At 39.0% G+C, this 26,989-nt stretch carries 31 protein-coding genes, 1 tRNA gene, 1 pseudogene and 1 other annotated feature; of the genes and pseudogenes, 4 read left to right on the top strand and 29 right to left on the bottom strand.

Annotated elements, in window-relative coordinates; translation table 11 throughout:
• Positions 1–129: 129 nt before the first annotated feature.
• Positions 130–441 carry a hypothetical protein gene (locus QOW94_RS01115; RefSeq protein ID WP_283678212.1) on the top strand — a complete coding sequence of 104 codons (312 nt, stop codon included), beginning with the start codon at positions 130–132 and terminating at the stop codon, positions 439–441.
• Positions 442–510: 69 nt separating this feature from the next.
• Here the strand turns inward: QOW94_RS01115 and recN are convergent, their stop codons facing one another.
• The 13 genes from recN to rplU form a co-directional block, all read right to left on the bottom strand.
• Complete coding sequence (gene recN / locus QOW94_RS01120; protein ID WP_283678213.1) at positions 511–2,205, bottom strand: DNA repair protein RecN; 1,695 nt, start codon at positions 2,203–2,205, stop codon at positions 511–513.
• A gap of 17 nt (positions 2,206–2,222) precedes the next feature.
• Entirely contained in the window at positions 2,223–2,681 is a 459-nt protein-coding gene (locus QOW94_RS01125; protein WP_283678214.1) for an arginine repressor, read from the bottom strand.
• A gap of 17 nt (positions 2,682–2,698) precedes the next feature.
• Positions 2,699–3,523, bottom strand: a complete 825-nt coding sequence (locus QOW94_RS01130; protein ID WP_283678215.1) for a TlyA family RNA methyltransferase — start codon at positions 3,521–3,523, stop codon at positions 2,699–2,701.
• A gap of 4 nt (positions 3,524–3,527) precedes the next feature.
• Complete coding sequence (locus tag QOW94_RS01135) at positions 3,528–4,409, bottom strand: polyprenyl synthetase family protein (protein WP_283678216.1); 882 nt, start codon at positions 4,407–4,409, stop codon at positions 3,528–3,530.
• Positions 4,399–4,638, bottom strand: coding sequence for an exodeoxyribonuclease VII small subunit (locus QOW94_RS01140; protein WP_283678217.1), 240 nt, complete (start codon positions 4,636–4,638; stop codon positions 4,399–4,401). The genes QOW94_RS01135 and QOW94_RS01140 overlap by 11 nt, the downstream gene beginning before the upstream one ends.
• 14 nt (positions 4,639–4,652) lie before the next feature.
• Positions 4,653–5,999, bottom strand: coding sequence for an exodeoxyribonuclease VII large subunit (gene xseA, locus QOW94_RS01145; RefSeq protein WP_283678218.1), 1,347 nt, complete (start codon positions 5,997–5,999; stop codon positions 4,653–4,655).
• Positions 5,992–6,855 (bottom strand): bifunctional 5,10-methylenetetrahydrofolate dehydrogenase/5,10-methenyltetrahydrofolate cyclohydrolase, encoded by an 864-nt coding sequence (locus tag QOW94_RS01150; protein WP_283678219.1) that lies wholly within the window; start codon positions 6,853–6,855, stop codon positions 5,992–5,994. Before QOW94_RS01150 ends, xseA begins: the two co-directional genes overlap by 8 nt.
• Before the next feature lie 60 nt (positions 6,856–6,915).
• Positions 6,916–7,329 carry a transcription antitermination factor NusB gene (gene nusB / locus QOW94_RS01155; protein WP_283678220.1) on the bottom strand — a complete coding sequence of 138 codons (414 nt, stop codon included), beginning with the start codon at positions 7,327–7,329 and terminating at the stop codon, positions 6,916–6,918.
• Positions 7,329–7,763: an Asp23/Gls24 family envelope stress response protein gene (locus QOW94_RS01160; protein WP_283678221.1), complete on the bottom strand. Its 435-nt coding sequence runs from the start codon at positions 7,761–7,763 to the stop codon at positions 7,329–7,331. Before QOW94_RS01160 ends, nusB begins: the two co-directional genes overlap by 1 nt.
• Positions 7,764–7,793: 30 nt before the next feature.
• Positions 7,794–8,354 carry an elongation factor P gene (gene efp, locus QOW94_RS01165; protein ID WP_283678222.1) on the bottom strand — a complete coding sequence of 187 codons (561 nt, stop codon included), beginning with the start codon at positions 8,352–8,354 and terminating at the stop codon, positions 7,794–7,796.
• A gap of 117 nt (positions 8,355–8,471) precedes the next feature.
• A complete protein-coding gene (rpmA, locus tag QOW94_RS01170; RefSeq protein WP_283678324.1) occupies positions 8,472–8,765 on the bottom strand; it encodes a 50S ribosomal protein L27 in 294 nt (97 codons plus the stop codon).
• Between the two features lie 23 nt (positions 8,766–8,788).
• Positions 8,789–9,121 carry a ribosomal-processing cysteine protease Prp gene (locus QOW94_RS01175; RefSeq protein WP_283678224.1) on the bottom strand — a complete coding sequence of 111 codons (333 nt, stop codon included), beginning with the start codon at positions 9,119–9,121 and terminating at the stop codon, positions 8,789–8,791.
• Between the two features lie 17 nt (positions 9,122–9,138).
• Entirely contained in the window at positions 9,139–9,447 is a 309-nt protein-coding gene (gene rplU, locus QOW94_RS01180) for a 50S ribosomal protein L21 (RefSeq protein WP_283678226.1), read from the bottom strand.
• Positions 9,448–9,464: 17 nt separating this feature from the next.
• Positions 9,465–9,547 (bottom strand) — a sequence feature (ribosomal protein L21 leader region).
• A gap of 816 nt (positions 9,548–10,363) precedes the next feature.
• On the opposite strand from rplU, the gene QOW94_RS01185 reads away from it, so the two are divergent.
• A tRNA-Arg gene (locus QOW94_RS01185) sits at positions 10,364–10,437 on the top strand.
• A 118-nt stretch (positions 10,438–10,555) separates the two neighbouring features.
• Here QOW94_RS01185 and QOW94_RS01190 read toward each other — a convergent pair.
• The 6 genes from QOW94_RS01190 to miaA form a co-directional block, all read right to left on the bottom strand.
• Positions 10,556–11,095, bottom strand: a complete 540-nt coding sequence (locus tag QOW94_RS01190; RefSeq protein ID WP_283678227.1) for a dUTP diphosphatase — start codon at positions 11,093–11,095, stop codon at positions 10,556–10,558.
• A 16-nt stretch (positions 11,096–11,111) separates the two neighbouring features.
• Complete coding sequence (locus QOW94_RS01195; protein ID WP_283678228.1) at positions 11,112–12,038, bottom strand: hypothetical protein; 927 nt, start codon at positions 12,036–12,038, stop codon at positions 11,112–11,114.
• Complete coding sequence (locus tag QOW94_RS01200; RefSeq protein WP_283678229.1) at positions 12,031–12,909, bottom strand: hypothetical protein; 879 nt, start codon at positions 12,907–12,909, stop codon at positions 12,031–12,033. Before QOW94_RS01200 ends, QOW94_RS01195 begins: the two co-directional genes overlap by 8 nt.
• A gap of 154 nt (positions 12,910–13,063) precedes the next feature.
• Entirely contained in the window at positions 13,064–14,407 is a 1,344-nt protein-coding gene (gene glnA, locus QOW94_RS01205) for a type I glutamate--ammonia ligase (RefSeq protein WP_283678230.1), read from the bottom strand.
• A gap of 29 nt (positions 14,408–14,436) precedes the next feature.
• Positions 14,437–14,829, bottom strand: a complete 393-nt coding sequence (locus QOW94_RS01210; protein ID WP_283678231.1) for a MerR family transcriptional regulator — start codon at positions 14,827–14,829, stop codon at positions 14,437–14,439.
• Positions 14,830–14,922: 93 nt separating this feature from the next.
• Complete coding sequence (gene miaA, locus QOW94_RS01215; protein WP_283678232.1) at positions 14,923–15,840, bottom strand: tRNA (adenosine(37)-N6)-dimethylallyltransferase MiaA; 918 nt, start codon at positions 15,838–15,840, stop codon at positions 14,923–14,925.
• A gap of 142 nt (positions 15,841–15,982) precedes the next feature.
• Between miaA and QOW94_RS01220 the strand changes: the two genes are divergently transcribed.
• The gene (locus tag QOW94_RS01220) at positions 15,983–16,159 is read left to right on the top strand and encodes a DUF3042 family protein (RefSeq protein ID WP_283678233.1); all 177 of its coding nucleotides are present in this window, start codon (positions 15,983–15,985) and stop codon (positions 16,157–16,159) included.
• Positions 16,160–16,250: 91 nt separating this feature from the next.
• On the opposite strand, the gene QOW94_RS01225 is transcribed toward QOW94_RS01220, so the two are convergent.
• The 6 genes from QOW94_RS01225 to QOW94_RS01250 all read right to left on the bottom strand — a co-directional run bounded on the left by QOW94_RS01225 (position 16,251) and on the right by QOW94_RS01250 (position 21,388).
• Positions 16,251–16,637: a rhodanese-like domain-containing protein gene (locus QOW94_RS01225; RefSeq protein WP_283678325.1), complete on the bottom strand. Its 387-nt coding sequence runs from the start codon at positions 16,635–16,637 to the stop codon at positions 16,251–16,253.
• Positions 16,638–16,691: 54 nt separating this feature from the next.
• Positions 16,692–17,675, bottom strand: coding sequence for an ROK family glucokinase (locus QOW94_RS01230; protein ID WP_283678234.1), 984 nt, complete (start codon positions 17,673–17,675; stop codon positions 16,692–16,694).
• Positions 17,676–17,688: 13 nt separating this feature from the next.
• Positions 17,689–17,892 carry a YqgQ family protein gene (locus QOW94_RS01235; RefSeq protein ID WP_283678235.1) on the bottom strand — a complete coding sequence of 68 codons (204 nt, stop codon included), beginning with the start codon at positions 17,890–17,892 and terminating at the stop codon, positions 17,689–17,691.
• A 45-nt stretch (positions 17,893–17,937) separates the two neighbouring features.
• Positions 17,938–18,600 (bottom strand): rhomboid family intramembrane serine protease, encoded by a 663-nt coding sequence (locus QOW94_RS01240; RefSeq protein ID WP_283678237.1) that lies wholly within the window; start codon positions 18,598–18,600, stop codon positions 17,938–17,940.
• A gap of 15 nt (positions 18,601–18,615) precedes the next feature.
• Positions 18,616–19,158: a 5-formyltetrahydrofolate cyclo-ligase gene (locus QOW94_RS01245; protein WP_283678238.1), complete on the bottom strand. Its 543-nt coding sequence runs from the start codon at positions 19,156–19,158 to the stop codon at positions 18,616–18,618.
• Between the two features lie 175 nt (positions 19,159–19,333).
• Positions 19,334–21,388 carry a peptidoglycan D,D-transpeptidase FtsI family protein gene (locus QOW94_RS01250; RefSeq protein ID WP_283678240.1) on the bottom strand — a complete coding sequence of 685 codons (2,055 nt, stop codon included), beginning with the start codon at positions 21,386–21,388 and terminating at the stop codon, positions 19,334–19,336.
• Positions 21,389–21,521: 133 nt separating this feature from the next.
• Here QOW94_RS01250 and QOW94_RS01255 point away from each other — a divergent pair, with 133 nt between their 5' ends.
• On the top strand, positions 21,522–24,146 hold the full coding sequence (locus tag QOW94_RS01255; RefSeq protein WP_283678241.1) for a YfhO family protein: 2,625 nt from the start codon (positions 21,522–21,524) through the stop codon (positions 24,144–24,146).
• Positions 24,147–24,211: 65 nt separating this feature from the next.
• On the opposite strand, the gene QOW94_RS01260 is transcribed toward QOW94_RS01255, so the two are convergent.
• The 4 genes and pseudogenes from QOW94_RS01260 to mltG form a co-directional block, all read right to left on the bottom strand.
• Positions 24,212–24,529 (bottom strand): HesB/YadR/YfhF family protein, encoded by a 318-nt coding sequence (locus QOW94_RS01260; protein WP_283678242.1) that lies wholly within the window; start codon positions 24,527–24,529, stop codon positions 24,212–24,214.
• A 172-nt stretch (positions 24,530–24,701) separates the two neighbouring features.
• Positions 24,702–25,175 (bottom strand): transcription elongation factor GreA, encoded by a 474-nt coding sequence (greA, locus tag QOW94_RS01265; protein ID WP_283678243.1) that lies wholly within the window; start codon positions 25,173–25,175, stop codon positions 24,702–24,704.
• Between the two features lie 16 nt (positions 25,176–25,191).
• Positions 25,192–25,862: pseudogene (udk, locus tag QOW94_RS01270) on the bottom strand (uridine kinase).
• 19 nt (positions 25,863–25,881) lie between these two features.
• Positions 25,882–26,985: an endolytic transglycosylase MltG gene (gene mltG, locus QOW94_RS01275; RefSeq protein WP_283678244.1), complete on the bottom strand. Its 1,104-nt coding sequence runs from the start codon at positions 26,983–26,985 to the stop codon at positions 25,882–25,884.
• Positions 26,986–26,989: the final 4 nt, after the last annotated feature.

Below are 26,989 nucleotides of genomic sequence, written 5' to 3' on the forward strand. Positions count from 1 at the left end.
TATTATCGTTCAAATTGAAGCGTTTGACAAGGGGCAATCGACAATTGACACAAAACAGAAAAACTAACTTGCTTTTTCGAACGCCTGTTCGTATAATGAAGATACAAACAAATGTTCGGGGTGACTAAAATGCAAATCAAACAATCTTATATCAGTGAAATCACCAACTCAGTCAAGGAAAACTACCACCGTATTATTAACAGTCTTCCGGTCAGCAGCCGTAAGACACAGATGCCTGCCTTTCAAATCACGTATTTCCTATCGCAAGCTATCAGTAACGATATGAAAGTTGCCATCTTCTTTAACAACGACGATAGTAATGGCATCATCGGCAAAATTAAGCAGCTTGATGATGATCGATACTTAATATCCTCACCAGCCGGTAATCTATTTAAAATCTTCTATAATGACGAAGTTCATTCAATTCAAAAAGTAAAATAAGTATTTCCATTCCTCACTTCAAAAGGCGATGGTATCTTCCAATTGAGGGTACCACCGCCTTTTTACTTTCTAATTGGTAATTTTCTTTTTCTCTTTACCAGCCAACATCAACAATTCTGAGGCATGTTCTTCGGTTAGTTTCGTAACCTCTGTCCCAGCCAACATCCGTGACAACTCACCGATGCGCTTATCTTTAGATAATTCTGAAACAGTTGTTTTGGTTCGATCTTTAATAACTGATTTTTTAATTAAGTAATGCTGATCACTCATTGCAGCCACCTGAGGTAAGTGCGTAATACACAAGACCTGTGATTTGGTCGAAATTGTATAGATTTTGTTTGCAATTGCTTGAGCTACCCGGCCAGAAACCCCAGTATCAACCTCATCAAAAATAATCGAAGTGACTCCAGCTGCCTTAGCAAATATTGTTTTCAGAGCAAGCATAATTCGGGATAGTTCACCACCCGATGCCGACTTGACTAACGGTAACATCCTCTCGCCTGGATTAGTCTGAATGTAGAATTCAACTTGATCTACTCCAAGAGACGAAAAGTGATTGAGCGGCTGAATATTAACTTCAAACAAGGCCTTTTCCATATAAAGGTCTGATAATTGCTTTTGAACTGATTTTTCCAGCGTTTTCGCTGCCTTACCCCTGATTTGCGAAATTTTATTGGCCTTGGTAGTCAATTGATTTTCATAATCAGCAAGCTTAGAGTCCAAATCCCCATTTTCATCATTAGTCGATTCCATTTCGGAGTACTCAGCCTGAATTTTACTTAGGTATTCAAGAATCTGGCCAACGCTATCTCCATATTTCTTTTCTAACTGAGAAATTAAGTTAAGTCGTTGTTCTACTTCATCTAGCCTATCCTGATTGAACTCTAAAGAACTAAGCTGATCTGAAACGGAATTTAAAGCATCCTGCAGACTGTAAAAGGCAGACGAAATATCTTCACCCGTTTGTTTAAAATCCGTATCGAGATCCTCAATTGACTGCATTGAGCTCATTGCGGAGCCAATGGAATCAATTGCACTAAACTGCTCCCCATTTAAACTTTCATAGGCATTACCCAAGGCGTCATGAATCTTCTGAAAATTATCCAATCTGTCTTTCTCGGCGTCTAGTTCTTCCTCTTCGTTTTCAGTTAGATTAGCCGACTGAATTTCATTGATTTGAAATTTAAGCATATCTAACCGTTGTGCCCATTGCTTTTCATTTTCGTGTTTTTTCTTAATAATATCAACTAACTTAAGGTAGTCAGAGTACATTTCTCGATAATTGGTTAATTCGTTCGTCAATTGACCATCGGCAAATTCATCAAGCAAAAAAATGTGCCGATCCGGATTCATCAATTCTTGTTGGTCATTTTGCCCCTGAATGTCGACAATCGTTTCTCCAATCCGTTTCAAAGTCGAGATGTTTACCATGTGACCATTCACCCGACAACTGTTTCGACCGCTATCAAACAATTCCCGTTCAATAACGATGCTACCGTCAGGATGTTCAATTCCAAGTTCATCCAGGGTTTGATAAGTTAGATTTTTATCATCGAACACAAAATTACCAGAAATCACCGCTTTTGTAGCCCCAGTCCTAATGAAGTCTTTTGAACCCCGCGAACCAGCCAGTAATGATACTGCGTCGATAATAATTGACTTTCCAGCACCAGTCTCCCCAGTTAAAACTGTCATCCCCGCAGTAAAAACAACGTCTAGATGTTCAATTATTGCAAAATCCGTGATTGATAATTCTAACAGCATAAATACGTTCCTCTTGTCTAAGAATTCTTGACCATCCCGTCAATTGTCGTTTGGAATTTTTGGGCCTCTTCTTCGCCTCTACAGAGAATAAACACTGTATTGTCATCCCCCAGAGTACCAAAAATATCATCGTACTTCATTTCATCAATCAAGTTCGAAATAACCGGTCCACTTCCCGGAAGAACCTTCATGAAAATAAACTTATCCATTTGACTAATTGACACAAATGAATCGTGAACTGATTGAACCAATTTCTTTTGAGTATCAACATTCTTTTGGCTAGGCATACTGTAACGATAACCACCAGATGTCGACGGCACCTTAACTAACTGCATCTCTTTTATATCACGAGAGACAGTTGCTTGCGTCACCCAAACATTTTGCTTGTTCAATGCCTCAACAAAATCTTCCTGCCGTTCAAGATCATTAGTCTCAATCAACATTCTGATCAATCGTTGGCGCTCCTTTTTTCTCATGAATGCCCCTCCTAGCTTTAATCTGTACTTTCATCCTTTAAATTAGAATAGGCGTTTGCTTGAACGTTTTCAATCGAAATTTTTGAATCAATACTTGGTTCATCCGTAGATTCGAGCAACACCAGAAATTCGATATTTCCTTGACCACCCTTGATTGGTGAAAAATCAAGATTTAAAACCGAAAAACCGTCCTCAACTGCAAAATCCAGCACCGTTTTTAAAACGTTGGCGTGAACTTTTGGATCATGAATAATTCCATGCTTCCCAACGTTTTCCTTACCTGCCTCGAATTGGGGCTTAATTAAAGCAACTACTTTTCCGTTCTTAGCAATAATATTCTTAAGAGCCGGTAAAATTAGCTTGAGTGATATGAAAGAAACATCAATTGAGGCAAATTCTGGTTGGCCATGTTCAAAATCTGCTAGCTTGCTATAACGAAAGTTGGTATGTTCCATAACAACGACTCGGGGGTCTTTTCGTAACTTCCAAACCAGCTGATTACTACCGACATCGAGGGCGTAACTGAGTTTAGCACCGTTTTGGAGCATTACATCAGTAAAACCACCAGTAGAAGAACCAATATCCAACACAACTTTATCCTTAACACTGACGTTAAAGACATCGAGTGCTTTAGCCAATTTGTACCCACCCCGACTAACATAGGGCATGGGTTTACCCTTAATATGTAGTTCCGTATTAACCGGTATTTTTACTCCTGGCTTATCTAATCGTTCTTCATTATCTCCAAGAATTTCGCCTGCCATTACAGAACGTTTAGCCTTTTCCCTTGTATCAAATAACCCCTGCTCAACAAGCAGAACGTCAACTCGTTTCTTTTCCATGTTGTTATTCCTCAATTTTAAAATAGTCACAAAATCCGACAAAAAGTGAAGTGTCAATTTGCTCATTTGAACTAATCTCTGTCAGAACCGTTTTTGCTTCTTCAACTGTAGTTGTCAAAATTTGCTTTGACTCTGACAATCCTAATAAGTTAGGATACGTATTTTTATTACCGTCCTGATGAACCGGCTTTCCAAGCTTATCAGAACTACTAGTTACATCTAAAATATCATCGTATATTTGAAATGCCAACCCAAATTTATCAGCGAACGCTAGCATTGATTTTCTAACTTCTTCATTAGCATTACCAACAATCATCCCAGAGTTAACAGCATAATGAATTAATGCCCCCGTCTTATTCCGGTGCAATTTTTGCAATCCAGATAGCGAAAGCTGGTGATTCTCATTGCTAACATCATCAACTTGACCCGCAACCATTCCAGCTGGGCCGGCAGCAATCGCTAATTCTCTCGCAAGATCAGCTCTAACCTTATCAGGAAGGGTATTATCTGTGACCCATTGGAATGCTAGTGCTTGCAGACCATCCCCAGCCAAAATGGCAATATCCTCGCCAAATTTAACATGGTTCGAAGGTTTACCCCTCCTCAAATCATCATCATCCATCGCAGGTAAATCGTCATGAATTAGCGAATAGGTATGAAGTAACTCAACCGCACTCAATGCTCTTATCACGTTCTCACTAATAGGAACCCCTAACATTACCGCTCCCGCAATCGCCATTAATGGTCGCAGCCGTTTACCACCTGCCTCCACTGAATAATCCATAGCGTCCGCAAGTAGCCTCTGGTCGGTATCCTCATTCACGTGTTTATCCAAATATTCATTGACTATCGGAATCCATCGATCTTCGAACGCGCTAATCTTCATTCTGACCGTCATCCTTAGTCTCAAATTGGCTCTCATTGCCACTATCATCGACAATCTTGGCCATTGTTTTTTCCGCACTGGTTAATATCTTTGAAAGTTCTTCACTGAGTTTCATTCCAGTCTTAAACTTGGTCATAGATTCTTCAAGCGGTACGTTACCTTGCTCTAATTCCGTAACTATTTTTTCAAGTTCTGCCATTTTTTCTTCAAAAGTTTTTGTATCAGCCATTATTGGTCTCCTAATTATTCATCGTCTGAGTTGCTATCTACCCGGTCTACCTTAGCTGTAGCAGTTCCATCAGCAAAGTGCACGTTAATTTCGCGTCCAGCCAAACCGTTGATACTAGCAATTAATTTGTTGTTTTCATCGGTTGTGTAAGTATATCCTCGACTTAAAATCTTCAACGGGCTTAAATGATCCAACGCTGCAACCCGTAATTCGAATTGCCTTTTTTGGTTATTAACTAATTCAGTCTCAGATTCAATCAACTTATATTTCAACATGTCTAACTTTGATTTGGTTTCATTGATTCTGGTCGTTGGAGCTGCTAATTTCAATCTAGTCGAAATCTGATTGAAATGATTTGCTACCCCATTAACCTGGTTCTGAATTCTTGATTGAAGTTTTTGGGTGATCAAGTCCAACCGTTGCGCGTACGTTTCATATATTCGTTCTGGCGACTTAAAGACAACCGAACCGGTTAGTTTTGTGAGTCGAATATCATTTTGCTTGATAATCTGAGCCATGTCATTCATCAACCTAGTCTGGTTGTTCTTTATTTCTATCAATACTTGATCATACTTTGGAACGGCTAACTCAGCAGCTGCAGTTGGCGTTGCTGCTCTCATATCAGCTACCAAGTCAGCAATCGTCGTGTCAGTTTCATGGCCAACCGACGAAATCACGGGAATTTTACTATCAAAAATCGCTCTAGCGGTAATTTCTTCGTTAAACGGCCATAAATCTTCGATTGACCCCCCACCACGACCAACTATCAGTGTGTCAAAATTACCAATCTCATTTACCCGTTCAATTTGGCGGACTATGTCTCCCGCAGCTTGATCTCCCTGTACTAGGGCTGGAAATAAGACAATTTGGGCAATCGGATACCGTCGCCGAACAGTAGTGATGATATCTCGAATCACAGCCCCACTCGGAGAAGTAACCACCGCAATTCGCTTGGGGTATTTGATAAGCGGTCTTTTAGGACGAGTGAACAGCCCTTCGGTCGCCAACTTCTTCTTTAACTGCTCATAAGCTTGATATAGTTGCCCGATTCCGTCAGGTTCCATTCGTTCCACGTAAATCTGATAACTTCCTGACGGTTCATAAACAGATATGTGACCAACAACCAAAACCTTCATTCCCTCTTCGGGAGTAAACTTAATTTTACTGAAGGCCGATTTGAACATAATGGCGCTTATTTTTGCATTGTCATCCTTCAAACTAAAATACTGATGGGCATTTGGCCTAAGTCTGAAGTTTGAAATTTCTCCCGTAAGGTATACCTTGGATAAATACGGATCAAAATCAAATTTTCTCTTTAAATATTTAGTTAATGCCGAAACGGTTAAATATTCGTTACTCACTGTCTTTGGCTCCCCATTCACACAAATCTACTGTCTGCTGCATTAACGTGGCAATCGTCATTGGTCCTACTCCACCCGGAACTGGAGTAATATAGCCAACTTTATCTAACATATCCTCATAGTCAACATCACCCACTAAGTGACCATCTTCGTTCATATTTTGGCCAACATCAATAACTACAGCACCTTCTTTAACATCATCAACCCCAAGGGTATGCAAACTTCCCGTAGCCGATACGATTACATCCGCCTTTTGCGTGAAATTTCTTGGCTGGCGAGTATTCCGATGAATAATCGTTACCGTAGCACCAGCATTAAGCATCAAAGCTGCCATTGGCTTACCCACGATTGAGCTTCGACCAATCATAACCACGTTTTTACCATTAAGATCTATTCCGTACTCTGAAAACATCGTCATGATTCCCTTGGGAGTACATGCAACTGGATAATTAGAGCTATCGTTCAAGTATAGCTTACCAACATTCACCGGGTGAAATCCGTCTACGTCCTTAGACGGAAGAATATGGTGAGTCACTTTTTTCTCATCGATTTGGGCGGGTAAGGGATCTTGAACCAAAATGCCGTGAATTGAATCATCGCTATTATACTCATCGATCAAGGCTAATAATTCTGCCTCCGTAGTTTCTTCCGGAAGTTGTTTAACAATCGAATTGATCCCCAATCGCTGAGCGGTTTTATTTTTATTTCTAACATAACGTTGACTAGCCTGATCATCACCAACAATTACAACAACTAAACCAGGAACATTACCGGTCTTGCTAAGTTGTTCTACTCGTTGCTTAGTTTGTTCGTTAATTTTCTTGGCTAATTCTTTTCCATTAATAATTGTTGTCATGTGATAACCACCTCATTTAAATATTTATGTACAAAAAAATAGATTTACAGACTCGTAAATCTATTTTAACAGTTCTGAATGGGCATGAGATAAAATCCCGTTAACAAATTTACGGGAACGATCATCACTGAACTTCTTAGCCAATTCAATTGCTTCGTTAATGGCAGCTTTAGATGGCATATCATCAACATATATCATTTCAAACAGTGCAATCTCAAGGATAATGAGGTCTGTTTTAGCGATTCGACTGATTGACCATTTGTCAGTAAGATACTTTTCAATGATTTCATCAAGTTCCGTCTTGTGCTCCAACACCCCACTAATTAGGGTTTGCAAGTACTCTGGATACTTATCGCCAAACTTCCCATCAGTTAAAACTGTAAAAAATTCCTTCCGATCCGTTTCTTCATTTGTATTCATAGCAAACAAAGTTTGGAAAGCAAGTTCTCGAATTTGATGTCGATTTAAGTCCACTATTCTTCTCCGCTTTCTTCTGCAAAAGGATTGTTAGGATCAACAGTACTAGCAGTCTTTTCAGGAACAACGCCCTGAACGTGTACATTGACTTCAGAAACCGTCAGCTCAGTCATGAACAACAACTGTTGTTCAACTTGCTGTTGAATTTCTAAAGCGACCTTTGGTACTGAAACTCCGTAATTCAGGTAAACAAATATATCAACTAGTAGTTCACGATTGTCGTTGTAAGAAACCTTAACTCCCTTACCATGCTCAGTCTTTCGACCTAACAGTTCATTAAGACTAGTAGCAATCGAACTTCTCATCCGGTTAACACCGTCTACCTCGGCTGTGGCCACGCCAGCAATTATTTCAAGGACGCTTGGAGTAATTTCAATTTTCCCTAACTCTGGGTCATCTGTTTGAAGGACAATATTGTTTTCTTCAGCCATTTAAATGCCTCCGTTTCATTCAAACTAAAATTAAGCTCTAGAAATGTATGTGCCGTCAGTTGTGTTGATAACTAACTTGTCTCCTTGGTTAACAAAGAAAGGTACCTGGAGCGTCAAACCAGTAGTCATAGTGGCTGGTTTTGAACCACCTGAAGCAGTATCACCCTTAATGCCTGGTTCAGTTTCTGCAACTTCTAGAGTAACTGTATTTGGAAGTTCAACTCCAAGAGTTTCTGAACCAAATTGAACAACACTAACTTCCATGTTTTCTTGAAGGTAGTTTAATTCAGACTTGATTTGGTCGCCAGGGATAGAAATTTGATCGTAAGTATCCATATCCATAAATACGTGATCACTACCATCGGCATATAGATACTGCATTTTCTTAGTATCAATTTGTGCTTGTTCCATCTTAGCACCGGCACGGAAAGTCTTTTCTTGGACTGCACCAGTTCTTAAGTTCTTAAGCTTTGAACGAACAAATGCGCCACCTTTACCAGGCTTAACGTGTTGAAAACTAATAATTCTCCAGATTGCGCCATCGACTTCAATAGTCAATCCGTTTTTAAAATCAGCAGTTGAAATTGCCATTTCGAATCCTCCTAAATGTTTATAACAAATCTAATTATATACTAAACGGTCATTAAATATCCAACTTTAATTGGATGGAAATAAAAAAAGAGGCCGAACGGCCCCTTCCTGGATTCATTATTTAGCAGCAGCTTGTTCTACTGGGTAAACTGATACTTGACGCTTGTCACGGCCCTTACGTTCGAAACGTACGACACCGTCAACGAGTGCAAATAATGTGTCATCATTTCCACAACCAACATTAGCACCTGGATAAATATGAGTACCGCGTTGACGGAAAATAATTGAACCACTTGTTACGGTTGAACCATCCGCAGCCTTAGCGCCTAAACGACGACCAGCAGAGTTACGACCGTTAGCAGTTGATCCACCACCTTTATGGTGAGAGAAAAATTGTAAGTTCATTTTCAACATGAGATTCACCTCCGAGACGTTTATTTTACTTGTAATTTAATATACTTTTCATAACTATCTGCAATGTCTCGCATTCCGTTTTCGAAAGTTGAGAGAATTGCATCCGACTGTAGCGACTTTCGTGAATCATTCAACACTGGCACCTTAATTGAAAGATAACCACCATTCTCATCGTCACTGTCCACATCCACGTCAACCCCCGCAACTTCTTGCAGACCGTTGACCGTGGTGATGCTAAGAACTGAAACAGCAGAACATACAATGTCTTGCCCGTATTCGCCCGCATCAGCATGGCCAGTAATTGTAAAACCACTTACGTGATTTTTAAAATGGTTAATTGTTGCTTTGATCATTTTGCCACCTCAGTTAATTATGCCTTGATAGAATCAATAACAACCTTAGTGTATGGTTGACGATGACCCTTCTTTGAGCGTGAGCCCTTCTTTGGCTTGTAACGGAAAATCGTTACCTTCTTTTCACGGCCTTGCTTTTCAACTGTTCCTGATACAGAAGCACCATCAACTAATGGAGTACCAAACTTAGCTGAGTCGCCACCGACCATAACAACTTGATCAAAAGTAACTTTGTCGCCTTCGTTTGCGTTGAGCTTTTCAACGTAAATTGCGTCGCCTTCAGAAACCTTGTATTGCTTGCCGCCTGTAGTAATAACTGCGTACATCTTGTGCACCTCCTTGTATTTTTGCTTAGACTCGCCGAGATAAAGCGCCTCTTATTGCTAAGAAGACTTTAAAGCTTAAATCGAGCGGTTGTAGCTGTGGAAGCCACAATTACAACAGACTAATTATACATAAAGATACCAACCTCGTCAATAAAAGATTGACAACCAAACTATACGCAAATTTGTAGGCATATAATTTGGTCATCTAGTCTTGGTTATGACAAACTAATTGGTAAATCAATGAAAGTAGGTCTAATCTATGAACTTATACGATAACTCATCAAAGACAACATGTCAAAACCAATCATCATCATATTCAACTTGTAACCCTAAATATAAACGGGTATTAGGAAAAATGGTCAAAAACAATAACCCACAGTCAATTTTACACGCTAACCATCTATCAACTTTAGATTCTAAATAATTGGAATCAAAAAATTAAGATCAAATCAACTTGAGAGCAGAAAAATCTATTACCACGGATTTTTCAGTTCTCTTTTTTAGTTGAATCTTAATTTACCAAACAGAATCCGTAATAAAAAAATCAACCGACCCCCTCGGTCGATTGATTCAGAAATTGTTATTTCTTTGCAAGATGCTTGCTCCCCTTAATGGCAGTTGAAGTATCGATATGGTATTGCACTAGAGCACACACGACAAACATAAGTAGAATAAATAATACGAATCCCACAACTTCCACCTCCTAAAGATATAGACAGACGGTTTTCTCTCCGTCTAGTATCTATTATGATTACAACCACGCGGAACGGCAAACAATAAGTTTTATAAAGCTCATCACTTAACAAAATCTAAACCATCTTAATAAAATCGTAACTAATCCAGATGAATCAAGGTTAAATACCAATTTATCATTGACTCAAGCCTCAGATTCCCATATAATAGTTTTTGTTGATTTGTCACAGTAGCTCAGCTGGATAGAGCAACGGTCTTCTAAACCGTAGGTCGAGAGTTCGAATCTCTCCTGTGACATAAATAGTAAATCGAATGATAATAGATCGACCATCAATTAAATTTGATGGTCGATTTTTTATGCATCAGCAACTAAAAAGGCCCCCGCTAGCTTAGTGGCTATTCGGGGTGCTCTATATTAATAATTACTATCTTGTCTTTGTTTATTAACTTCGTTCTTATCCATGAACGCCTTTTCAATTTCATCCTCAGCATAGCCAAAATCGACTAAACCAAATTTCAAGAACAGTTTGAAAGCATGTCTAAAATCAGATTCACTTTTTTCAAAGTAACTATTGAACAACATTCGCTTTAAAGCTAAGTATTGCTTATCTAAATTCTTTTCAGCCCTTAGTTGCTTGATGTCATCAATCTCATCTTGCATATTCAAAACAATATGATTCCAGTTCTTTAGATTACTAATTAGTAGAAAGAAATCCATTGCGTCGACGTATTCAAACAACAAAGTTTCCCTTGGAGTCTTATCTGAATCACTCTTCCCCCGATTAGTTTTCCAAACTTTGAACCACTCGGAGGTATTAGCAACCTCAGCCAACTCAACATCTAACGCCACAAAAGCGTTAGCTACCCTAGACTGTTGCACCCAGTGCAGTTGCTTTTTGCTTTCAATCATTCGATTAAGATAAACCGATGCTGCCAGCATGTTTTGTAAATCCATCTTTTAAACTAAACTCCTATCCAAATACAATTTGATCAGCCATGATTTCAAGTTGCCGACTATTTGCGAGGTACCAATCCCTGATAAATGGATAATCAAGTAGTAGAAATACCCAGTTCTCAGTCTGGTCATCATCCTGAACAAAGGCTCCGTACTTGTGCTGATCTTCATTACCCTTATCAGCAATTATCAACTTTGTCTTGGCATTCAAAGTAAGAAAGGCGTTATTGTCCTCATCAGCCATCAATATGTAGTTTTCTTCAGCTGATTTAACAAACAATTCGTCCATGATCTCCTCTGCGATATTACCCGCAGCAAACTCATAGAATTCCTCATTGACACCATCCAGCACATTGAAATCGGTCTTGAACCCAGCTTTTTCCTTTAGTACCTTACCAAAATTAATAAGGGTGGTCAAAGCAGCCTTGATTTTATCTGCTTCCGTATCCTTTAATTCCACTACGAAGAAGTCAATGATAGCAGGCCCATTAAACAGCAATTCCTTAGTTGGAATGTTCAAGTACATCAATGGTTGATTACCACTAGATGCATTTAAATAATAACCAGTGGTTGATACCTGTGACTTTGCAAACGAGAAAGTTTCATCCTCAACCGAATCAAATACACCATATAATTTTTGAACGTATTCAGAATCCTTAATCTTAAAATTATCAGCTAATCCAGTCAGTTTTAATAGTCTGGTCATAAAAATCAACTGAACGTCCTCATTACTAAATTGGTGAGGAAAAGTAACATATTGAGAGTCTAAAGTAGACTTTGTCAACATCTCCGTTGATTCCAAAAGTTCTGCAGGGTCTTTAGTCGTGACTAACTGCTTAAAATACTTTACGTATTGAAGCCCCTTATCAAGACCGAACTGAATCGAGTCAGTGTATGTCGAGAAAATGTTATTTTTTGAATTATTCTCTTGATTATTACTCATGGTCACTCACCTGCGATTCATTTTGAAGATACTCTAGGTATTTTTCGTATAAGTGAGCATTATTATCATTGAAAGCCTCAAAGCTACCAAACGTTGACCGAATGTTTTGCTTCTCAAGCGTTAAAATGGTTTCTTCTTTAGACAGTGCTAGAATCTTGTTCTCATTTTCTTTGATTTGTTGACGACCACCTGCCGCCTTTTCATCAAGATTTGTGAGTTCAAGTAGCTGACTGTTCAAGCGTTCCTTTTCTTCCTTGATTTTAGCTGCTTCCCAAGGCATTGGTGACTTCTCTTCGTTTTCTTGGAGCTTCTGACGCAACTCGTCCTTTTGAGCATCACGTTGATCCTGTTGTTCCAACAACTGAGTTAGATTTTCATTTTCATCCGCCAAACTCTTCATAGTGGCATCATTGACGCGACGATTATCAAGTTCGAGTTTGAAAGAATCTGCCAAGCGATTAAATTCATCTTCATCGAACATGAACTTGACGTTGATCGAGTCCAATTCCCCCAACATTCGGTGATCCCACCAATTACCGAAATAAATTTTAAACTGCCCCAATTGGTACTCATGATAATAAAAGAACGGGTATGTTTTGCCTAAGTAGTCAATCAAGCGATTACTCAAGTGATGACTTAATTCATCATGCAAATCAGATACCAGATTAAAATAATCCGGTTCCATTGACTCTTCCTGCTTCATAAATTCAGTTAAATAGCGATTCTTGTCAATTAGCTCGTATATCTTCAGATCGTCCCCATTGTTGATTGACTCATTTAATTGGTTTAAATAGTCGACCTTCTGATCAACAGCTTTTGACAAAATACTATCGTTTTGTCCAAATTGATCATTAGTTTCATTCATATCCATATTGCTTCCTCATTATTTTTTTATTTCATAAGTTCATGTTATCTAAAAAAGACTGATAAATAAAGGTTTTTATCCGATTTTTAAAACAAAAAAGTTGGCAGCTATAAAAGCTAACCAACTTCTTATAAAATTAGAATATTTTATTGTTCATTTATTAATATTTTTCGAGGTATTGGTCACGTTCCCAACCTGAAACTTGAGTTCTGTATGAATCATACTCAAGATTCTTAGCTTCAATAAAGCTTTGGTACAAACGTGGGCCAAGGGCATTCTTCATAACTTCGTCAGCCGCTAAGTCTTTCAAAGCATTGTGAAGAGTGTCGGGTAAGTTCTTAATATGGCTCTCTTGTCTTTCCTCAGCGTCCATTCTATAGATGTTGCGATCGACACTGTCTTCAGGCTCAATCTTGTTCTTTAACCCGTCAAGACCAGCTTCAAGCACACTAGCAATTGCCAAGTATGGGTTAGCAGTTGGATCAACACTTCTTACTTCCAAACGAGTCGAGTTGCCCCGAGCACTAGGAATTCTAATTAGTGGTGATCTGTTTGAACCTGACCAGGCAACATAAACTGGAGCTTCATAGCCAGGAACTAATCGCTTATATGAGTTTACGATTGGATTACATACCGCAGTAAATGCACGAGCGTGCTTTAACAATCCACCCAAGAAGTAATATGCATCTTGGGAAAGTTCCATTTCACCCTTCTCATCAAAGAATGAATTTCCACTTTCAGTAAACAATGACATGTTAAGATGCATTCCTGAACCGTTGATTCCACTTAATGGCTTTGGCATGAATGTAGCATACAAACCATACTTGCGGGCAATTGTCTTAACAACTAGTTTGAAAGTCTGGATATTATCAGCAGCTGCTAACGCATCAGCATACTTAAAGTCAATTTCATGTTGGCCTGGAGCAACTTCATGATGGGCAGCTTCAACATCAAATCCCATTTCTTCAAGGGTTAAAACAATTTCCCGGCGACAATTTTCACCAAGATCCATTGGGGCCATGTCAAAGTAACTACCCTTATCGTTAAGGTGGAGAGTAGGTTCGCCCTTATCATTCATCTTGAAGAGGAAGAATTCAGGTTCTGGTCCAATATTGAAGCTTGTAAATCCAGCCTTCTTCATATCTTCCAGAACTCTAATCAAGTTGTTACGAGGGTCTCCTTCAAATGGTTTGCCATCTGGAGTGTAGACTTCACAAATAACTCTGGCAATTTTCCCTCTCTCAGAACTCCAAGGGAAGACCATCCAAGTTGAAAGGTCTGGGTAAAGATACATGTCACTTTCTTCAATTCTAACAAATCCCTCAATTGAAGAACCGTCAAACATCAGTTTATTGTCTAGTAACTTATCAAGTTGAGTAATTGGCACCTCAACGTTTTTGATTGTTCCAAATAAATCAGTGAACATTAAACGAAGAAACTTAACGTCTTCGTCTTTAACCATACGCCGAATGTCATCTTTAGTGTAGTCATGTTTAGTAGCCATCGTTAATCTCCTATCCTTATCCTCTTCAGCTAAATTTTAGGGTTTTGAGGGTTCTGCAATGACGAAGTAGGAGGAACAAGACCCCCGATATGCAAGAATTCATCCTCAAGTATCCGCCTGACATCGCTATCAGTAAGCTGCTTTTCTCGACTTTTCTTCTTCTCGATTTCAATCTGGTTCTGCTTCTTATAGACTTCCTTAATTCCAGAAATATTCAATCCTTCATCAAGGTAATCCTTAATTTCAAGCAGACGATCGATATCTTTCAGCGAGTACATTCTTCGATTACCTTCGTTTCGCTCGGGCTTAATCAACTCTTGCTGCTCGTAGTAACGAATTTGTCTCGCTGACAAATCAGTTAGCTTCATTACCGTTCCAATTGGCAAAACTGCCAACGAACGTCTTAATTCCTTCTCTGACATTGTTCACCTCCAAAACATGGTTTAATAATACCATTGATAGATATTAAGTCAATAGTTAATGTTATAAAACATGACATGAATTTTAAAATTCTTTTATTTAAGCCAACTATCAACGTCATGAATAACATTTTCAATCGTGTCTGGATGTTCAACCAAGTTATACCAATTTGGACTTACTTTATTTCTAAACCATGTAAGTTGTCGTTTTGCATAATGCCGAGAATCTTTTTTGATTAATTCCACAGCATCTTCAAAGCTGGTTTCACCATCAAAATACTCAAACAGCTCATGATAACCAATTCCCTTAGCTGCCGGGAGGCTATTTCCCCCTTGGTCATAAAGCCAATGAGCTTCGTTTTCCAAACCGGCATCAATCATTAAGTCAACTCGCTTATTAATGCGCTCATATAACAGTGTGCGATCGGTTGTTAGGCCTATATAGTAAATGTCCAATTCTGGTTCCTCGTCAACTTGCACTGAAAACAACTGATTCGTATTCAAAATCACATTTAGGGCTCGCTTAACGCGGCGCACATTATTTGCTGGAATTTTCGCCCCTGATGCTGGATCTAATTGCTGTAGCCATTCATGGAGGCCATCTTTGCCTTGCTCCAAATAGATTTTGTCAATTTTCGAGGCGACTTCTGGGTTATCGGTGCTTTGTTGGCCACCAAGATTAAGCCCCTCAGCAAGTGCTTGTAAATAAAAGCCAGTTCCACCAGCAATAATTGGCAAATGACCACGGCTATGAATTTCGTTTATAGCATTCGATGCTTCAGTAGCAAACCTTGCAGCCGTATACTGTTCCGAAACATCACAGATGTCGATTAGATGATGAACGATGCCTTGGCGCTCATCCTTCGTAACTTTAGCGGTCCCTATATCTAATCCTCGATATACTTGCATCGAGTCACCAGAAATGACCTCACCATTAAACTGTTGAGCCAATCTGATTGATAGATCTGTTTTTCCGACCGCAGTTGGGCCAACAATTGCAATAACTTTTAGCATAGCTGCTTCCCTCCTTTTATTCTGACTGCTATGTAAATCATTTGATAATTTCTTTCAGAAAATTATTCATTAAACTAGATTATTATCCCTAAATAAAGCATAATGAAAAGTATAAGGTACATAAATAGGGAGGTAGTTAAGTATGAAAAAATTTACAGGCGGATTATTTGTAGGAATTTTAGGAACATTAGCAGCACTTTTTGGTGGCCTATTTACATTTAAAAAGACTGTTGTTGATCCCATTGAAGATGAAGAACAAAAATTCGAAGAAAACCGTAAAAAGGCTATGCGTAAAAGTCGCTCCGCTCATAACGGTTAATAATTAAATGTTATTTCACACAAAACCGGTGTCCATTCTTAATGAATAGGCACCGGTTTTTATCTGGATTAAAGAATCCAATATCAAAAGGCTAGAAATCACTCTTCTTTTCCTTACCGTCCCAGTTCTGATAACCAGTTTTAAGCAAATAGATTTCTTTGTAGCCCTTCTTCTTCAAGAAAATTGCAGCTCTCTTACTCATTGCTTTTCCTTGATCATAAAGATACACAGGTAGATCAGTTCGAAGTTGACCATAAAAGTTTCTAATGGTCGAGTATGGCATATTACGAGCACCTAAGATGTGGCCAGCTTTAAAGTTGTTCTTTTCTCTAAGGTCAATAACTTGAGCCTTTCTCATCCCAGCTCTAAAATCTTCATTCGATAAATATGTTGCGGCATTTCTCGCCCGATAGTTTTGAATGAGGTCATAAATCAACCATCCCAACAACAGAGAAATTAAAATCCCCCAAGATACCATGTTTGCAATACTTACGCCAAGATTCACTACAACAATCTCCTTTACCTAATAAATTTACAGACCAATTGGCCCATTTTTTCTAAACTGCAACGCCAACGATGCAGCTCCAATGACCCCAGCGTCGTTTCCTAACTGAGCTAGTTTAATTCTAGTCGAATCTCTCACTGAAGGAAAGGCATTTTCTTGAAAACAACGAGTTGTTGGCTGTAATAATGTATTTCCTGCATTTGAAACTCCGCCACCGATGATAATATTTTCAGGATTAAGCGTGTTTCCAAGATGAGAAAGTGCTAATCCCAAGTAACTACATACTCTATCAACAATTTGATTAGCTAAAATATCACCGTTGTCCGCCAAAAAGAAAACCATCTTTGAAGTTAACTCTTCATCGTTATCGATAATATCAAGTAGTCTAGATTTGCCAGTAAACTTTTGAGCTATATCCTTAGCTACGTTGACTACCCCAGTTGCTGATGCGTATTGTTCAAGACAGCCACGCTTACCACAAGTACAGAGGAATCCGTTTGGTTGAACAGTGATATGACCGATTTCGCCGGCACCACCATTGATACCGTGAACTAATTTACCATTAGTAACGACTCCGCCACCAACACCAGTTCCTAAGGTAACAAACACAACGTCTTGTGCCTGATTACCAGCACCCTTCCAGAATTCACCCAATGCTGCTGAATTAGCATCATTATCAATAATAATTGGTAAGTGAAGTCCTTCTTGAATCAACTGACCAACAGGCTGAATCTCCGTCCAGTTTAAATTGTATGCCCCAACGACAGTTCCTTTTTCACGGTTAACTGCACCAGGGGTTCCCATTCCAATTCCAATAAAATCACCGGAACTATAATCTTCTTTTCTCATTTGATCCGTAATTGATTTGATCATATTAGGAACAATGTGTTGTCCCCCATCCCTAATTTCGGTTGGAATCCGCCACTTAGATAGAATATTACCCTCGCTATCTAGAAACGCGAATTTAGTAGTCGTTCCACCTAAATCAATTCCAATTAACTTCTTGGCCATTAAAAACTGCCTCCTACTTTTGCTTTTTTTCTTCTACACGATGCTCATGCGTTAAGACCATTTTAGCTTTCAAAAACTCATCATGAGTGATTAGTTTTGCCTTATGCAAATGATCAAGTTCGAGCGCCATGACCTCTATATCCCACATTCTCTTCCCTACATACACATAAATATCAAACTTCTTTAAAAGCTGTTGAACATCATATAGCGTTTTCATTATCTCACATCCTAGTCCAAATTTGGTTCAATTTAAGAAAGTTTTTTACATATTTTTACTTAACCCCATGCTGAATAGGGCAACAATGATAACGATTAGCATAACTAATCCAATTACTCTTTTTAAAGGGCTTACTTTTCCAAACGGAACTCCTACAACATAAGCTGCTAGGAATCCAGAAACTAAGCCACCAATGTGCCCAGCAATGTCAATTCCGGATGTTGCAAGACTCATCCCAATGTTTAACACAATAAACAGCAAAAATGTTTTTGCCATGGAAGAAATTACCGGATTGTCAGAAAAACTTTCACCTAACATCATGAATGCTCCAAATAATCCAAATATCGCTGTACTTGCTCCAGCGGAAACGCTGATGCTAAATGCAAAACTGGCTAAGTTCCCAACAATTCCAGATACAATAAACAATACTAAGAATCTTGTGTGGCCAAATATTTGTTCAACGTACTGGCCGATAAAGTAAAGAGTAATTCCATTCATCAAAATATGAGTGAATCCAATATGAATGAACATTGGCGTAAACAGTCGCCAGTATTCACCTTGAACAATCAACGGATTAAACTTAGCACCAAACCTAACTAAGTTAGTCGGATCAGTAGTCCCACCGCTAATGGTCATAATTCCAAACACAACGACCATAATTGCCAGTAGGCCGTACGTTATAAACGGTTTATCTTTTATATTATTCACAACTTATCCTCTTAACTAATAAATAATTTTCTTTATGGTAACATCATGGTCCCTAACCGGCCAAATTGGCTCCTTGTAAAATTGTGGCGGCAAAGCTAACGAAATTGTATTTCCTTCATAATCTGCAAGGTAACGATCATAATATCCGCCACCAAACCCAAGGCGATTACCAAGTTTGGTGTATGCCAATCCAGGCACAATAATCAAATCAATGTCACGCTTATGATAAACCTTTCCTCCCTTGGGCTCATCAGCGCCAAAGTAGGACTTTTCCATAACCGTACTAGAATCATACTGAACAAACTCCATTTGCCAATCTGAAAGTGTTCTTGGCACGACCACCGTTTTTCCTTCCCGCCAAGCATCCTCAATTATTGGGGTGGTAACTAACTCGCCGGGCATACTCATGGTAACGCCAATAACATTGCTGTTTTTATATTCAGGTGAATCAATAAGCTGCTTAACCAATCTACTACTCTGAGAGTCAAACGCGCCATCATTTCTTAACTCCGTTAACTTTGTCAGAATCATTTTTCGAACCGCTGGTTTTTTATCCAAGGCTAACACTCCATCCAGTTAAATTAAAAAAGGTTTGGGCACACTTGCCCAAGCCTTTTTAATATTGAGAGAGTCATTAACGAACAAACTTTGCTTTTTCATTATCGACCCTCCAATTAGTTTTTATCAACGACAGTAATTTTATCATCTACGCTAATCAGTTACCAGCCTCGACTTACTGATTATTGGCTGATGACCTAGCTTCAACTGTACTCCAGTAAGCAGAATATATTTTCTTAGCCAATTGCATATTGTTACTTTCAGCGTCAACATCAAGGTTTGGCATTGCAAGCGCCACAACAACCTTTGGATGTTTAGATGGTGCATATGAACCCAAACTCAAAGTAACAGTTTCCTTACCGTTGTAGAATGTCTGGGCCGTACCTGTTTTAGCTGAAATTCCCGGCTTGATAGTATCTAGTTCTCCACCAGTCTTGTATTGGTTAGAGCCGTGAACAACCTGGTACAATCCACGTTTGACAAGCGCACGTTGGGCAGGAGTCATACTTACGTAGTTCAGAACCTTAGGCATCACCGTTTCTTTAACAGCCCCTAACTTTCCGGACTTTGTTGTCCCCCGAATAGCCTTAACAACATGGGGTTCAATTCTATAGCCACCGTTGGCTATTGTAGACATGTATTGTGCAACTTGAATCATAGTATAGGCATCGTAGTTTCCGAAAGAAAGATCAAGAGCACTACCAATATGGGTAAAGTCGCTTTCACCTTGAATCCCTGTTGTTTCACCAGGAATATCAATTCCCGTCTTCACTCCTAACCCAAATTGTTGAAAATGGGCACGCAGTTTAGGGAAAATACTTGTGCTCATGTTGAGGGCGCCACCATCAACATAGTTGAATTTAGCTTCTTTCATCGCTAACTGCATCATGTATGAGTTAGAGGATACTTCTAGCGCACCAGCAGCATCGACTGATATATCGGCACTCCCTTTTTTATTAAACCAAGAAGACTTCTTAACACCACCAACGTTGATTGGTTTATCAGTAAGAGTACTATTGCCTGGCGTAATAACCCCATCCTGTAGGGCTCCAGATACCATTGCCCCTTTGACAACAGATCCCATAACAATAGAACTATTAATAGTTCCAAGAACATTGGACGTTATCTTCTGGGTTTCTGGATCGCGATTAACACCCGCCATTCCAATAATTTCACCATTATTCGGGTTCATAACCACGGCATAGGTTCCGGTCGAGTACCCACCAGCCCCCTTCTCAGCACTCGTAACAAGTGATTGAAGTTTCTTCTGGAATTTAGCATTGATGGTCAGTTGCAAGTTGTCTCCCTTTTGACCACCATACTTCTTTACTTCTTTTGTGATTTCGTTATCACTATTCAAAAACACTTGGGTTTGAGACTTAGTTCCCCGAAGAACTGGTTCGTATTCTTGTTCAAGATAACTTTGACCAACACTGTCATTTCTCGAATATCCTTCAGCGAGCAATTCATTTACCCGATCAGATGGTAATCCCGTTTTTTCATTTGAAACGGTTCCGGCAATGTTTTGAATCGATTCACCATCAGGATAGTTTCTTCGCCAACTAGTGCCGACGTTAATTCCGGATAAATCAGCTAAATGCTCCCCAACGGCAGCAATTTCTCTTTGAGTAACGCCATCATCCTTAATGTTGACCGTTGATAGCTGATAAGCGCCAGCCATCTTTTCAAATATGGCCGCTGCATTTTTCGTCTGCCTACTAAAGTTAACCGAATGTGATTGAACATAATCAAGTGCTTTCTGGTATCTAGCATCAGAGCTATAAGAAGACGCATTTGGAATTTTTTTCAGCACGTTTGATAGGTTATTTGTATTAGACAAATAATACTCAGCCAACTGCCCCTTAGTCAAAGTCCTAGTGGAAATGCTAACGTACTTAGCCAACTTGGTTGCCGTATCGTAAATATCTGATGACAGCGCGTTAACACTTTTGGTGTAGGTAATAGCCGGATGAGCTGAATTTCCTACTAACACTTTGCCGTCAGAATCGTAAATCATCCCCCGCTGAACGTTGGCACTAACGACCGATGAATCCGAGCGGTTAACTTCGGCCTTGAACTTGCTACCATATAGAACTTGCAGATATGCAAGCTGAACTACCAATGCAATAAACAACACCCCAACCACCGCAAAAATAACGTTGATTCGGAATGGAAGTGACGATGATCTAGATTTCTTTTTTCGTTTGTTTCTTTTTCTAAAAATTTTCAATGTGTCAAACTCCTCACGTGAATTCAATTTTATCAAATTTTTTCTTTAAAAACTAGAACACTTATCCATTCTTTAAGATATTTATGCTATCCTTAAACCTGTTAATTTTAAAAAGATAAGGTTGATTTAGACAATGAAAAACAATAGAGTAACTCACGTACTTAGCTTCATAGTGCCCGTGATTATCGTCACAGCGTACTTTATCTTTAGAGGGTTCACCCCGTTTGGCTCATCATCATTACTGACGGTGGACATGGGACAACAATACATAGATTTTTACGCATATTTTAGGCACGTACTTTTAACTGACCCAACTGGAATATTCTATTCATTCCAAAAAGCCCTTGGTGGTGACATGTTTGGTACCTGGGCTTACTATTTGATGAGTCCATTAAATTTACTTTTTGTTATTTTTCCAAAAAGTATGCTGCCATCTGTTGTAACCTTTGTTACCTTACTTAAATATGGATTAAGTGGGCTTACTTTCTCCATCATGGGCTCAAAAGTATTCAAACGAACAAACCTATTACTTCCGGTCCTCGCCACTGTGTATTCACTTATGGGCTGGATGGTCGCAAACCAACTTAACTTGATTTGGCTTGACGCCCTTTACATGTTACCACTCATTTTCCTTGGTTTATATAAGATCAAAAGTGAAAATTCAGCTAAACTATACACAATTTCATTAGCATTAATGCTGATTTTTAACTACTATATGGCATACATGATTCTTTTGTTTACCGCTGTTTACGTCCTCGTATTCTGGCTTGAACCCAAGGCTGGTATCAAGAAAAATGTTATTCGAGCATGGTCAATCTTAAAGCCAACTCTGATTGGTATCCTTCTTAGTGCCTGGGTAACCATTCCGACTTATTACTCACTGCTGGGAAGCAAGGTTGCCACAGCTACTAAACAGCTCAAATTCAAATTTGATTACAACCCACTAGACATGATTGGAAAATTCATCAATGGTTCGTATGATTTCAAACAGTTGCCAAGTGGAACCCCAAATTTATTCGTTGCTAGTTTGGTAATTATTTTCTTCCTGTACTATTTCTTTTCAAAGTCAATCTCTCGAAATCTAAAGGTTAGAAGCTTGATATTTACTGCCTTTTTGGCCCTATCACTCTGCTTCAATCCATTGGATCTTCTATGGCATGGATTTCAAATGCCCGTTTGGTACCCATACAGATTTTCATTTGTTGTCAGTTTCTGGATGATTCTAATCGCTGGCGAAGCGCTGACTCACACATCACTGACTGACCTAGAAGTAAAACCGTTCTTTATTTCTATTGGAATAATGGTTGTCGGCCTAATCTATATCGCCTTTAGAATGAAGAAATACGAATACATGGATCTTAAGAAATACCTATTTGGTGTAGCGTTCTTCGTTGCAACTGCAGCGCTAATTTTACTGATTTCCAGAGGAAAACAAGTTAAATTGCTAAGTTTGACCCTATCCTTACTAGTAGTTAGTGAAATGGGCCTTAACTTAATCAATTCGCTAAACAGTATTTCATACGTTTCAAATAATGAATACAATAACTACGCTAGAAAGCTTGATGAGGCGGTTGGTAAAGTTAAAAGTGCCGATAGTTCCAGCAAGTTCACCAGAGTTGGAACCACATTCATGCGGTCTAAGGATGACCCAATGACCTCCGACTTTAACGGTGCATCAAGCTTCTCTTCAACACTTGAACAATCGACATCCAACTTCTTCGGTAATATCGGGACTCCAAACGGGGATTCATTCGTTGTTTACACCAACCCCACAACATTTACTGATGATCTGTTATCAATGAAGTACGTTATTTCTCAAGATGGAAATAAAGAGAATGGTCAAAAGAGTACCTTAGCCACATTATCAAATTATTCGGTCTCAAGAGCGGATTTGCGGGAGTATCAACTAATCGATACTACCAAGGATTATTCAATCTATAAAAACCCGAATGCGTTACCGTTAATATTTAGTACTGATTCTCTACCAATGGAAAATCTGGCTAAAAATAACGATCCAATTCAGTATCAAAGTGCTCTTGCCAACTCGCTTGGGGCAAACAACGATATCTTCAGCTTGATTCAACCAACTAACCTAAAAACAACGAATACCAACCCAATTGGTTCTTTAAATAATACGTTGATCAGTAAGGCTAGTTTGTTAAAACCTGCAACAATAAGTGTCGACGTTCCTACCTCTAAAAACAGTTCCACGTACATGACATTCAATCCTGAATTTTCATCGGACGAAATATCACTTTCTATCAACGGTCAACCATACAACCAGTATCGCCCATTTAAAAAGCTGGCGGTAATCAACTTAGGGAATAACGGTAATGCGGACCAACCAATTCACGTTAGTTTTAAGATAAAGAAGGCCAACGTTTGGACTTCAAAAATCAATTTCTATAGCTTAAACAATGATAACTTAGATAAATTGATGACGAAGTTAAATAAATCAGCCTTACCCGTTACTAAAGCCAGAGCTAATAGCGTTACCACTAAGCTAATTAATACTGAAAATAGTGACGAAATCAAAACTACGATACCTTATGACAAAGGGTGGACTGCTGAGATCAATGGTAAGAAGGTTCCGATTTCAAAATGGTCAAACTACTTTATCGCAATCGACAATCCAACCGACGGTACATTAAAGCTAACTTACTTCCCCAAAGGATTTAAACTTGGAATAGCAATTTCGCTAATTACGTTAATCGGTGCAATTGGTCTAATTATAATCAAGAAGCATAAAACTAAATAACCCATCAAAAAGGGCTTCAGCATCATCTCTGTAACGAGATGGCTGAAGCCCTTTACTATTCATCGTTAATTTTTATCTAGTTCGCCGTTTTCCCTATATCCAAACGTGAGATCCTCGCTAATAGCAGGATCATAGTTCACGATTAGGTCATACCCCTTGAAGAACCACTCGTCACCCTCACCTACATAGTACGTGACGCCATCTTTAACCGTTTCAGCGTAGATGTCTCGTGGATTATCATCACGCGTTAGAGCTAAGGAGAAGCCGTCATGAACGGGGGTCTTACCATAGACCTTGCCGTAAAACCTTACCCCATTACCTTCACTCAGACCCATTTCATCTTCAAACCATTTGCTGGCCGAATCCGTCACTGTAATTTTCATACTGTCACGCTCCTTAACTATTTGTCATCGCTTACATTATTATATCATTATCCCTTAGCTAACAAAACAATTACACTTTCACAAACTATCCTCGATAATGCATTTTTATAAAAACGGCAATAGAAAAACCACCGCTATTCAATGATTAGCGGTGGCCCATTATCAACTACAATTATTCAACGCTTGTGATTTTGACTTCCATACTTCCAGCTGGAATTGGAATTGTAACTACTTCGTTCAATCTGTGCCCAAGAAGCCCCTTTGCAATTGGCGAGTCATTTGAAATCTTGCCAGACATTGGGTCTGCCTCGGCTGCCCCAACAATTTGGTATGTTTCGGGATCTTCGTCAGGTAATTCTTGGAAAGTAACCTTTTTACCAACGGTAACCTCGTCCTTATCTGATGAGTTAGAATCAATGATTTGAGCGTACTGAATCATGTGCTCAATGGTTTGAATTCTACTTTCAAGCATACTTTGCTCATCCTTAGCTGATTCGTACTCTGAGTTTTCAGACAAATCACCGTAGGAACGAGCAATCTTAATTCGCTCCACTACCTTAGGACGTTGGTTTACCTTTAAGTCCTCAAGTTCCTCTTCAAGTTTTTGTTTACCTTCGGCTGTCATTGGATATGAATCTTCTGCCATTGTTGTTCTTCCCTTCTTAGATTGTAGAATCTGAATTATTATCGATTCTCTTTGAGCCCCGCTTAAGGAGAATTGATTTGATTTTGGTAGTTAGCAAGTCAACCGCGACTTGGTTTTCTCCACCCTCTGGAACAATTATGTCTGCATACCTTTTTGTCGGTTCAACAAATTGATGGTACATCGGCTTAACAGTATTTAAATACTGTTTGATAATTCCGTCAAGACTCCGACCACGTTCTTTCGTGTCTCGTTCAATTCGACGAATGATTCGAATGTCGTCATCTGTATCAACGAAAACTTTGATATCCATCAAATCACGAAGCCGCTTATCATCTAAAATCAGAACTCCTTCAAGAATGATAACTTCTCGTGGTTCTTGTCTAATAGTATCAGTACTTCGAGTGTACTGGTCGTAGTCATAAACTGGTTTATCAATTGCCTTGTAGTCAAGGAGTTGTTTTAGCTGTTTAATCAGTAAATCGGTATCAAACGCAAGCGGATGATCATAATTAACTTTTTTCTCTCGGCCATCGGCATGTCCGTCTGGTCATTATAATAAGAGTCTTGCTGAAGGATCATGATTGAATTATGGGATAATTCATTAAAAATCTTTCGGCTAACTGTAGTCTTACCACTTCCAGACCCACCGGTCACACCAATAACGACAGGCTTTCTTGTTTCACTCACTGTGTCTTACTCCTTAGGATTACTGCATGTACTTAGCGGTCTTTTGTTGATGCTCAACATAAGTTCTCGAATAGTATATCTTACCAGACTTAGTGTCCGCAACAAAATATAGATACTTTTTCGATCTTTGGGCTGGATTCAGGACAGCCTTAATCGAACTAAGGCTTGGGTTGGCAAATGGTCCAGGGCCATACCCGGTGTTTTTATAGAGATTATAAGGTGAATTTACCTTTAAATCTTTATTTGTTAACGTCTTTGATTCCTTATTGATTGCATAGAGAACCGAAATATCAGATTGAAGTGGCATGTTAATAGCAATTCGGTTTAAGAACACCCCAGCCATCTTCCGCCTGTCAGCCTGCTTGGAACCTTCCTTTTCAACCAAAGATGCCAATGTCATAAAGTGTTGAACAGTCATCTTCTTTTTCTTGATTTGACTGTAGTAAGGCGTCATAACTTGATTAGTTTTCGCAACCATCTGATCAACTAACTGTTGAAGTGACATATTCTTCTTAACTTCATAAGTTGCTGGGAACAAATATCCCTCAAGTGGATACCTAGTCCCTTTTGATTTCACTGCTGAGGTCAAAAGCTGAGGGTATTTCTTTGCTAATTGGTTAGCAAACCGATCATTCTTCATCAACTTAATAAAATCAGCCTGAGAAAAATCAGTAGTCATAGCGATTCGTTGGCCAATTTGTTGAACGTTAGCTCCTTCAGCAACTAAAACCTTTCCCTTTGCACTTTGAATTGGCTCATCACTACCACCCTTTTGCAGGTTTTTAGCAATTTGCTTCAAGCTCATCGATGGCTTCAATTGATAATAACCAGCTCTGAAGTTAGAAAGATTATTCGATTTAACATAGTAATCGAAAACCATCCCGCTCGTAACAATTTTTTTATTTTGTAAAATGGAGCCAATTTGCTTATTTGAAGCACCAAGTGGAATGTGAACCTGCTTTACGTTCTTATTATGAGGATCAAGTGGTTTTAGTGCATTTTGAAAATACCGATACCCTAGAATCCCGGTCAAAACAAGTAACAACACCAGAATCGTTATCACGGAAATAATGATTTTTCTACCTAATCCTCTATTAGGCTTAGGCTGCGGACTGTCGTTCATTAGT

Origin of the sequence: Lentilactobacillus sp. Marseille-Q4993 (assembly GCF_951230165.1) — a bacterium.
Taxonomy (GTDB): Bacteria; Bacillota; Bacilli; order Lactobacillales; family Lactobacillaceae; genus Lentilactobacillus.

What these genes read in the sequence shown, in the direction of transcription:
- QOW94_RS01115 (WP_283678212.1), top strand. Translation starts at nt 130, where the DNA reads ATGCAAATCAAACAATCTTATATCAGTGAAATCACCAACTCAGTCAAG.
- recN (WP_283678213.1), bottom strand. Translation starts at nt 2,205, where the DNA reads ATGCTGTTAGAATTATCAATCACGGATTTTGCAATAATTGAACATCTA.
- QOW94_RS01125 (WP_283678214.1), bottom strand. Translation starts at nt 2,681, where the DNA reads ATGAGAAAAAAGGAGCGCCAACGATTGATCAGAATGTTGATTGAGACT.
- QOW94_RS01130 (WP_283678215.1), bottom strand. Translation starts at nt 3,523, where the DNA reads ATGGAAAAGAAACGAGTTGACGTTCTGCTTGTTGAGCAGGGGTTATTT.
- QOW94_RS01135 (WP_283678216.1), bottom strand. Translation starts at nt 4,409, where the DNA reads ATGAAGATTAGCGCGTTCGAAGATCGATGGATTCCGATAGTCAATGAA.
- QOW94_RS01140 (WP_283678217.1), bottom strand. Translation starts at nt 4,638, where the DNA reads ATGGCTGATACAAAAACTTTTGAAGAAAAAATGGCAGAACTTGAAAAA.
- QOW94_RS01150 (WP_283678219.1), bottom strand. Translation starts at nt 6,855, where the DNA reads ATGACAACAATTATTAATGGAAAAGAATTAGCCAAGAAAATTAACGAA.
- QOW94_RS01160 (WP_283678221.1), bottom strand. Translation starts at nt 7,763, where the DNA reads ATGGCTGAAGAAAACAATATTGTCCTTCAAACAGATGACCCAGAGTTA.
- efp (WP_283678222.1), bottom strand. Translation starts at nt 8,354, where the DNA reads ATGGCAATTTCAACTGCTGATTTTAAAAACGGATTGACTATTGAAGTC.
- QOW94_RS01175 (WP_283678224.1), bottom strand. Translation starts at nt 9,121, where the DNA reads ATGATCAAAGCAACAATTAACCATTTTAAAAATCACGTAAGTGGTTTT.
- rplU (WP_283678226.1), bottom strand. Translation starts at nt 9,447, where the DNA reads ATGTACGCAGTTATTACTACAGGCGGCAAGCAATACAAGGTTTCTGAA.
- QOW94_RS01190 (WP_283678227.1), bottom strand. Translation starts at nt 11,095, where the DNA reads ATGGATTTACAAAACATGCTGGCAGCATCGGTTTATCTTAATCGAATG.
- QOW94_RS01195 (WP_283678228.1), bottom strand. Translation starts at nt 12,038, where the DNA reads ATGAGTAATAATCAAGAGAATAATTCAAAAAATAACATTTTCTCGACA.
- QOW94_RS01200 (WP_283678229.1), bottom strand. Translation starts at nt 12,909, where the DNA reads ATGGATATGAATGAAACTAATGATCAATTTGGACAAAACGATAGTATT.
- glnA (WP_283678230.1), bottom strand. Translation starts at nt 14,407, where the DNA reads ATGGCTACTAAACATGACTACACTAAAGATGACATTCGGCGTATGGTT.
- QOW94_RS01210 (WP_283678231.1), bottom strand. Translation starts at nt 14,829, where the DNA reads ATGTCAGAGAAGGAATTAAGACGTTCGTTGGCAGTTTTGCCAATTGGA.
- miaA (WP_283678232.1), bottom strand. Translation starts at nt 15,840, where the DNA reads ATGCTAAAAGTTATTGCAATTGTTGGCCCAACTGCGGTCGGAAAAACA.
- QOW94_RS01220 (WP_283678233.1), top strand. Translation starts at nt 15,983, where the DNA reads ATGAAAAAATTTACAGGCGGATTATTTGTAGGAATTTTAGGAACATTA.
- QOW94_RS01225 (WP_283678325.1), bottom strand. Translation starts at nt 16,637, where the DNA reads ATGGTATCTTGGGGGATTTTAATTTCTCTGTTGTTGGGATGGTTGATT.
- QOW94_RS01230 (WP_283678234.1), bottom strand. Translation starts at nt 17,675, where the DNA reads ATGGCCAAGAAGTTAATTGGAATTGATTTAGGTGGAACGACTACTAAA.
- QOW94_RS01235 (WP_283678235.1), bottom strand. Translation starts at nt 17,892, where the DNA reads ATGAAAACGCTATATGATGTTCAACAGCTTTTAAAGAAGTTTGATATT.
- QOW94_RS01255 (WP_283678241.1), top strand. Translation starts at nt 21,522, where the DNA reads ATGAAAAACAATAGAGTAACTCACGTACTTAGCTTCATAGTGCCCGTG.
- QOW94_RS01260 (WP_283678242.1), bottom strand. Translation starts at nt 24,529, where the DNA reads ATGAAAATTACAGTGACGGATTCGGCCAGCAAATGGTTTGAAGATGAA.
- greA (WP_283678243.1), bottom strand. Translation starts at nt 25,175, where the DNA reads ATGGCAGAAGATTCATATCCAATGACAGCCGAAGGTAAACAAAAACTT.
- mltG (WP_283678244.1), bottom strand. Translation starts at nt 26,985, where the DNA reads ATGAACGACAGTCCGCAGCCTAAGCCTAATAGAGGATTAGGTAGAAAA.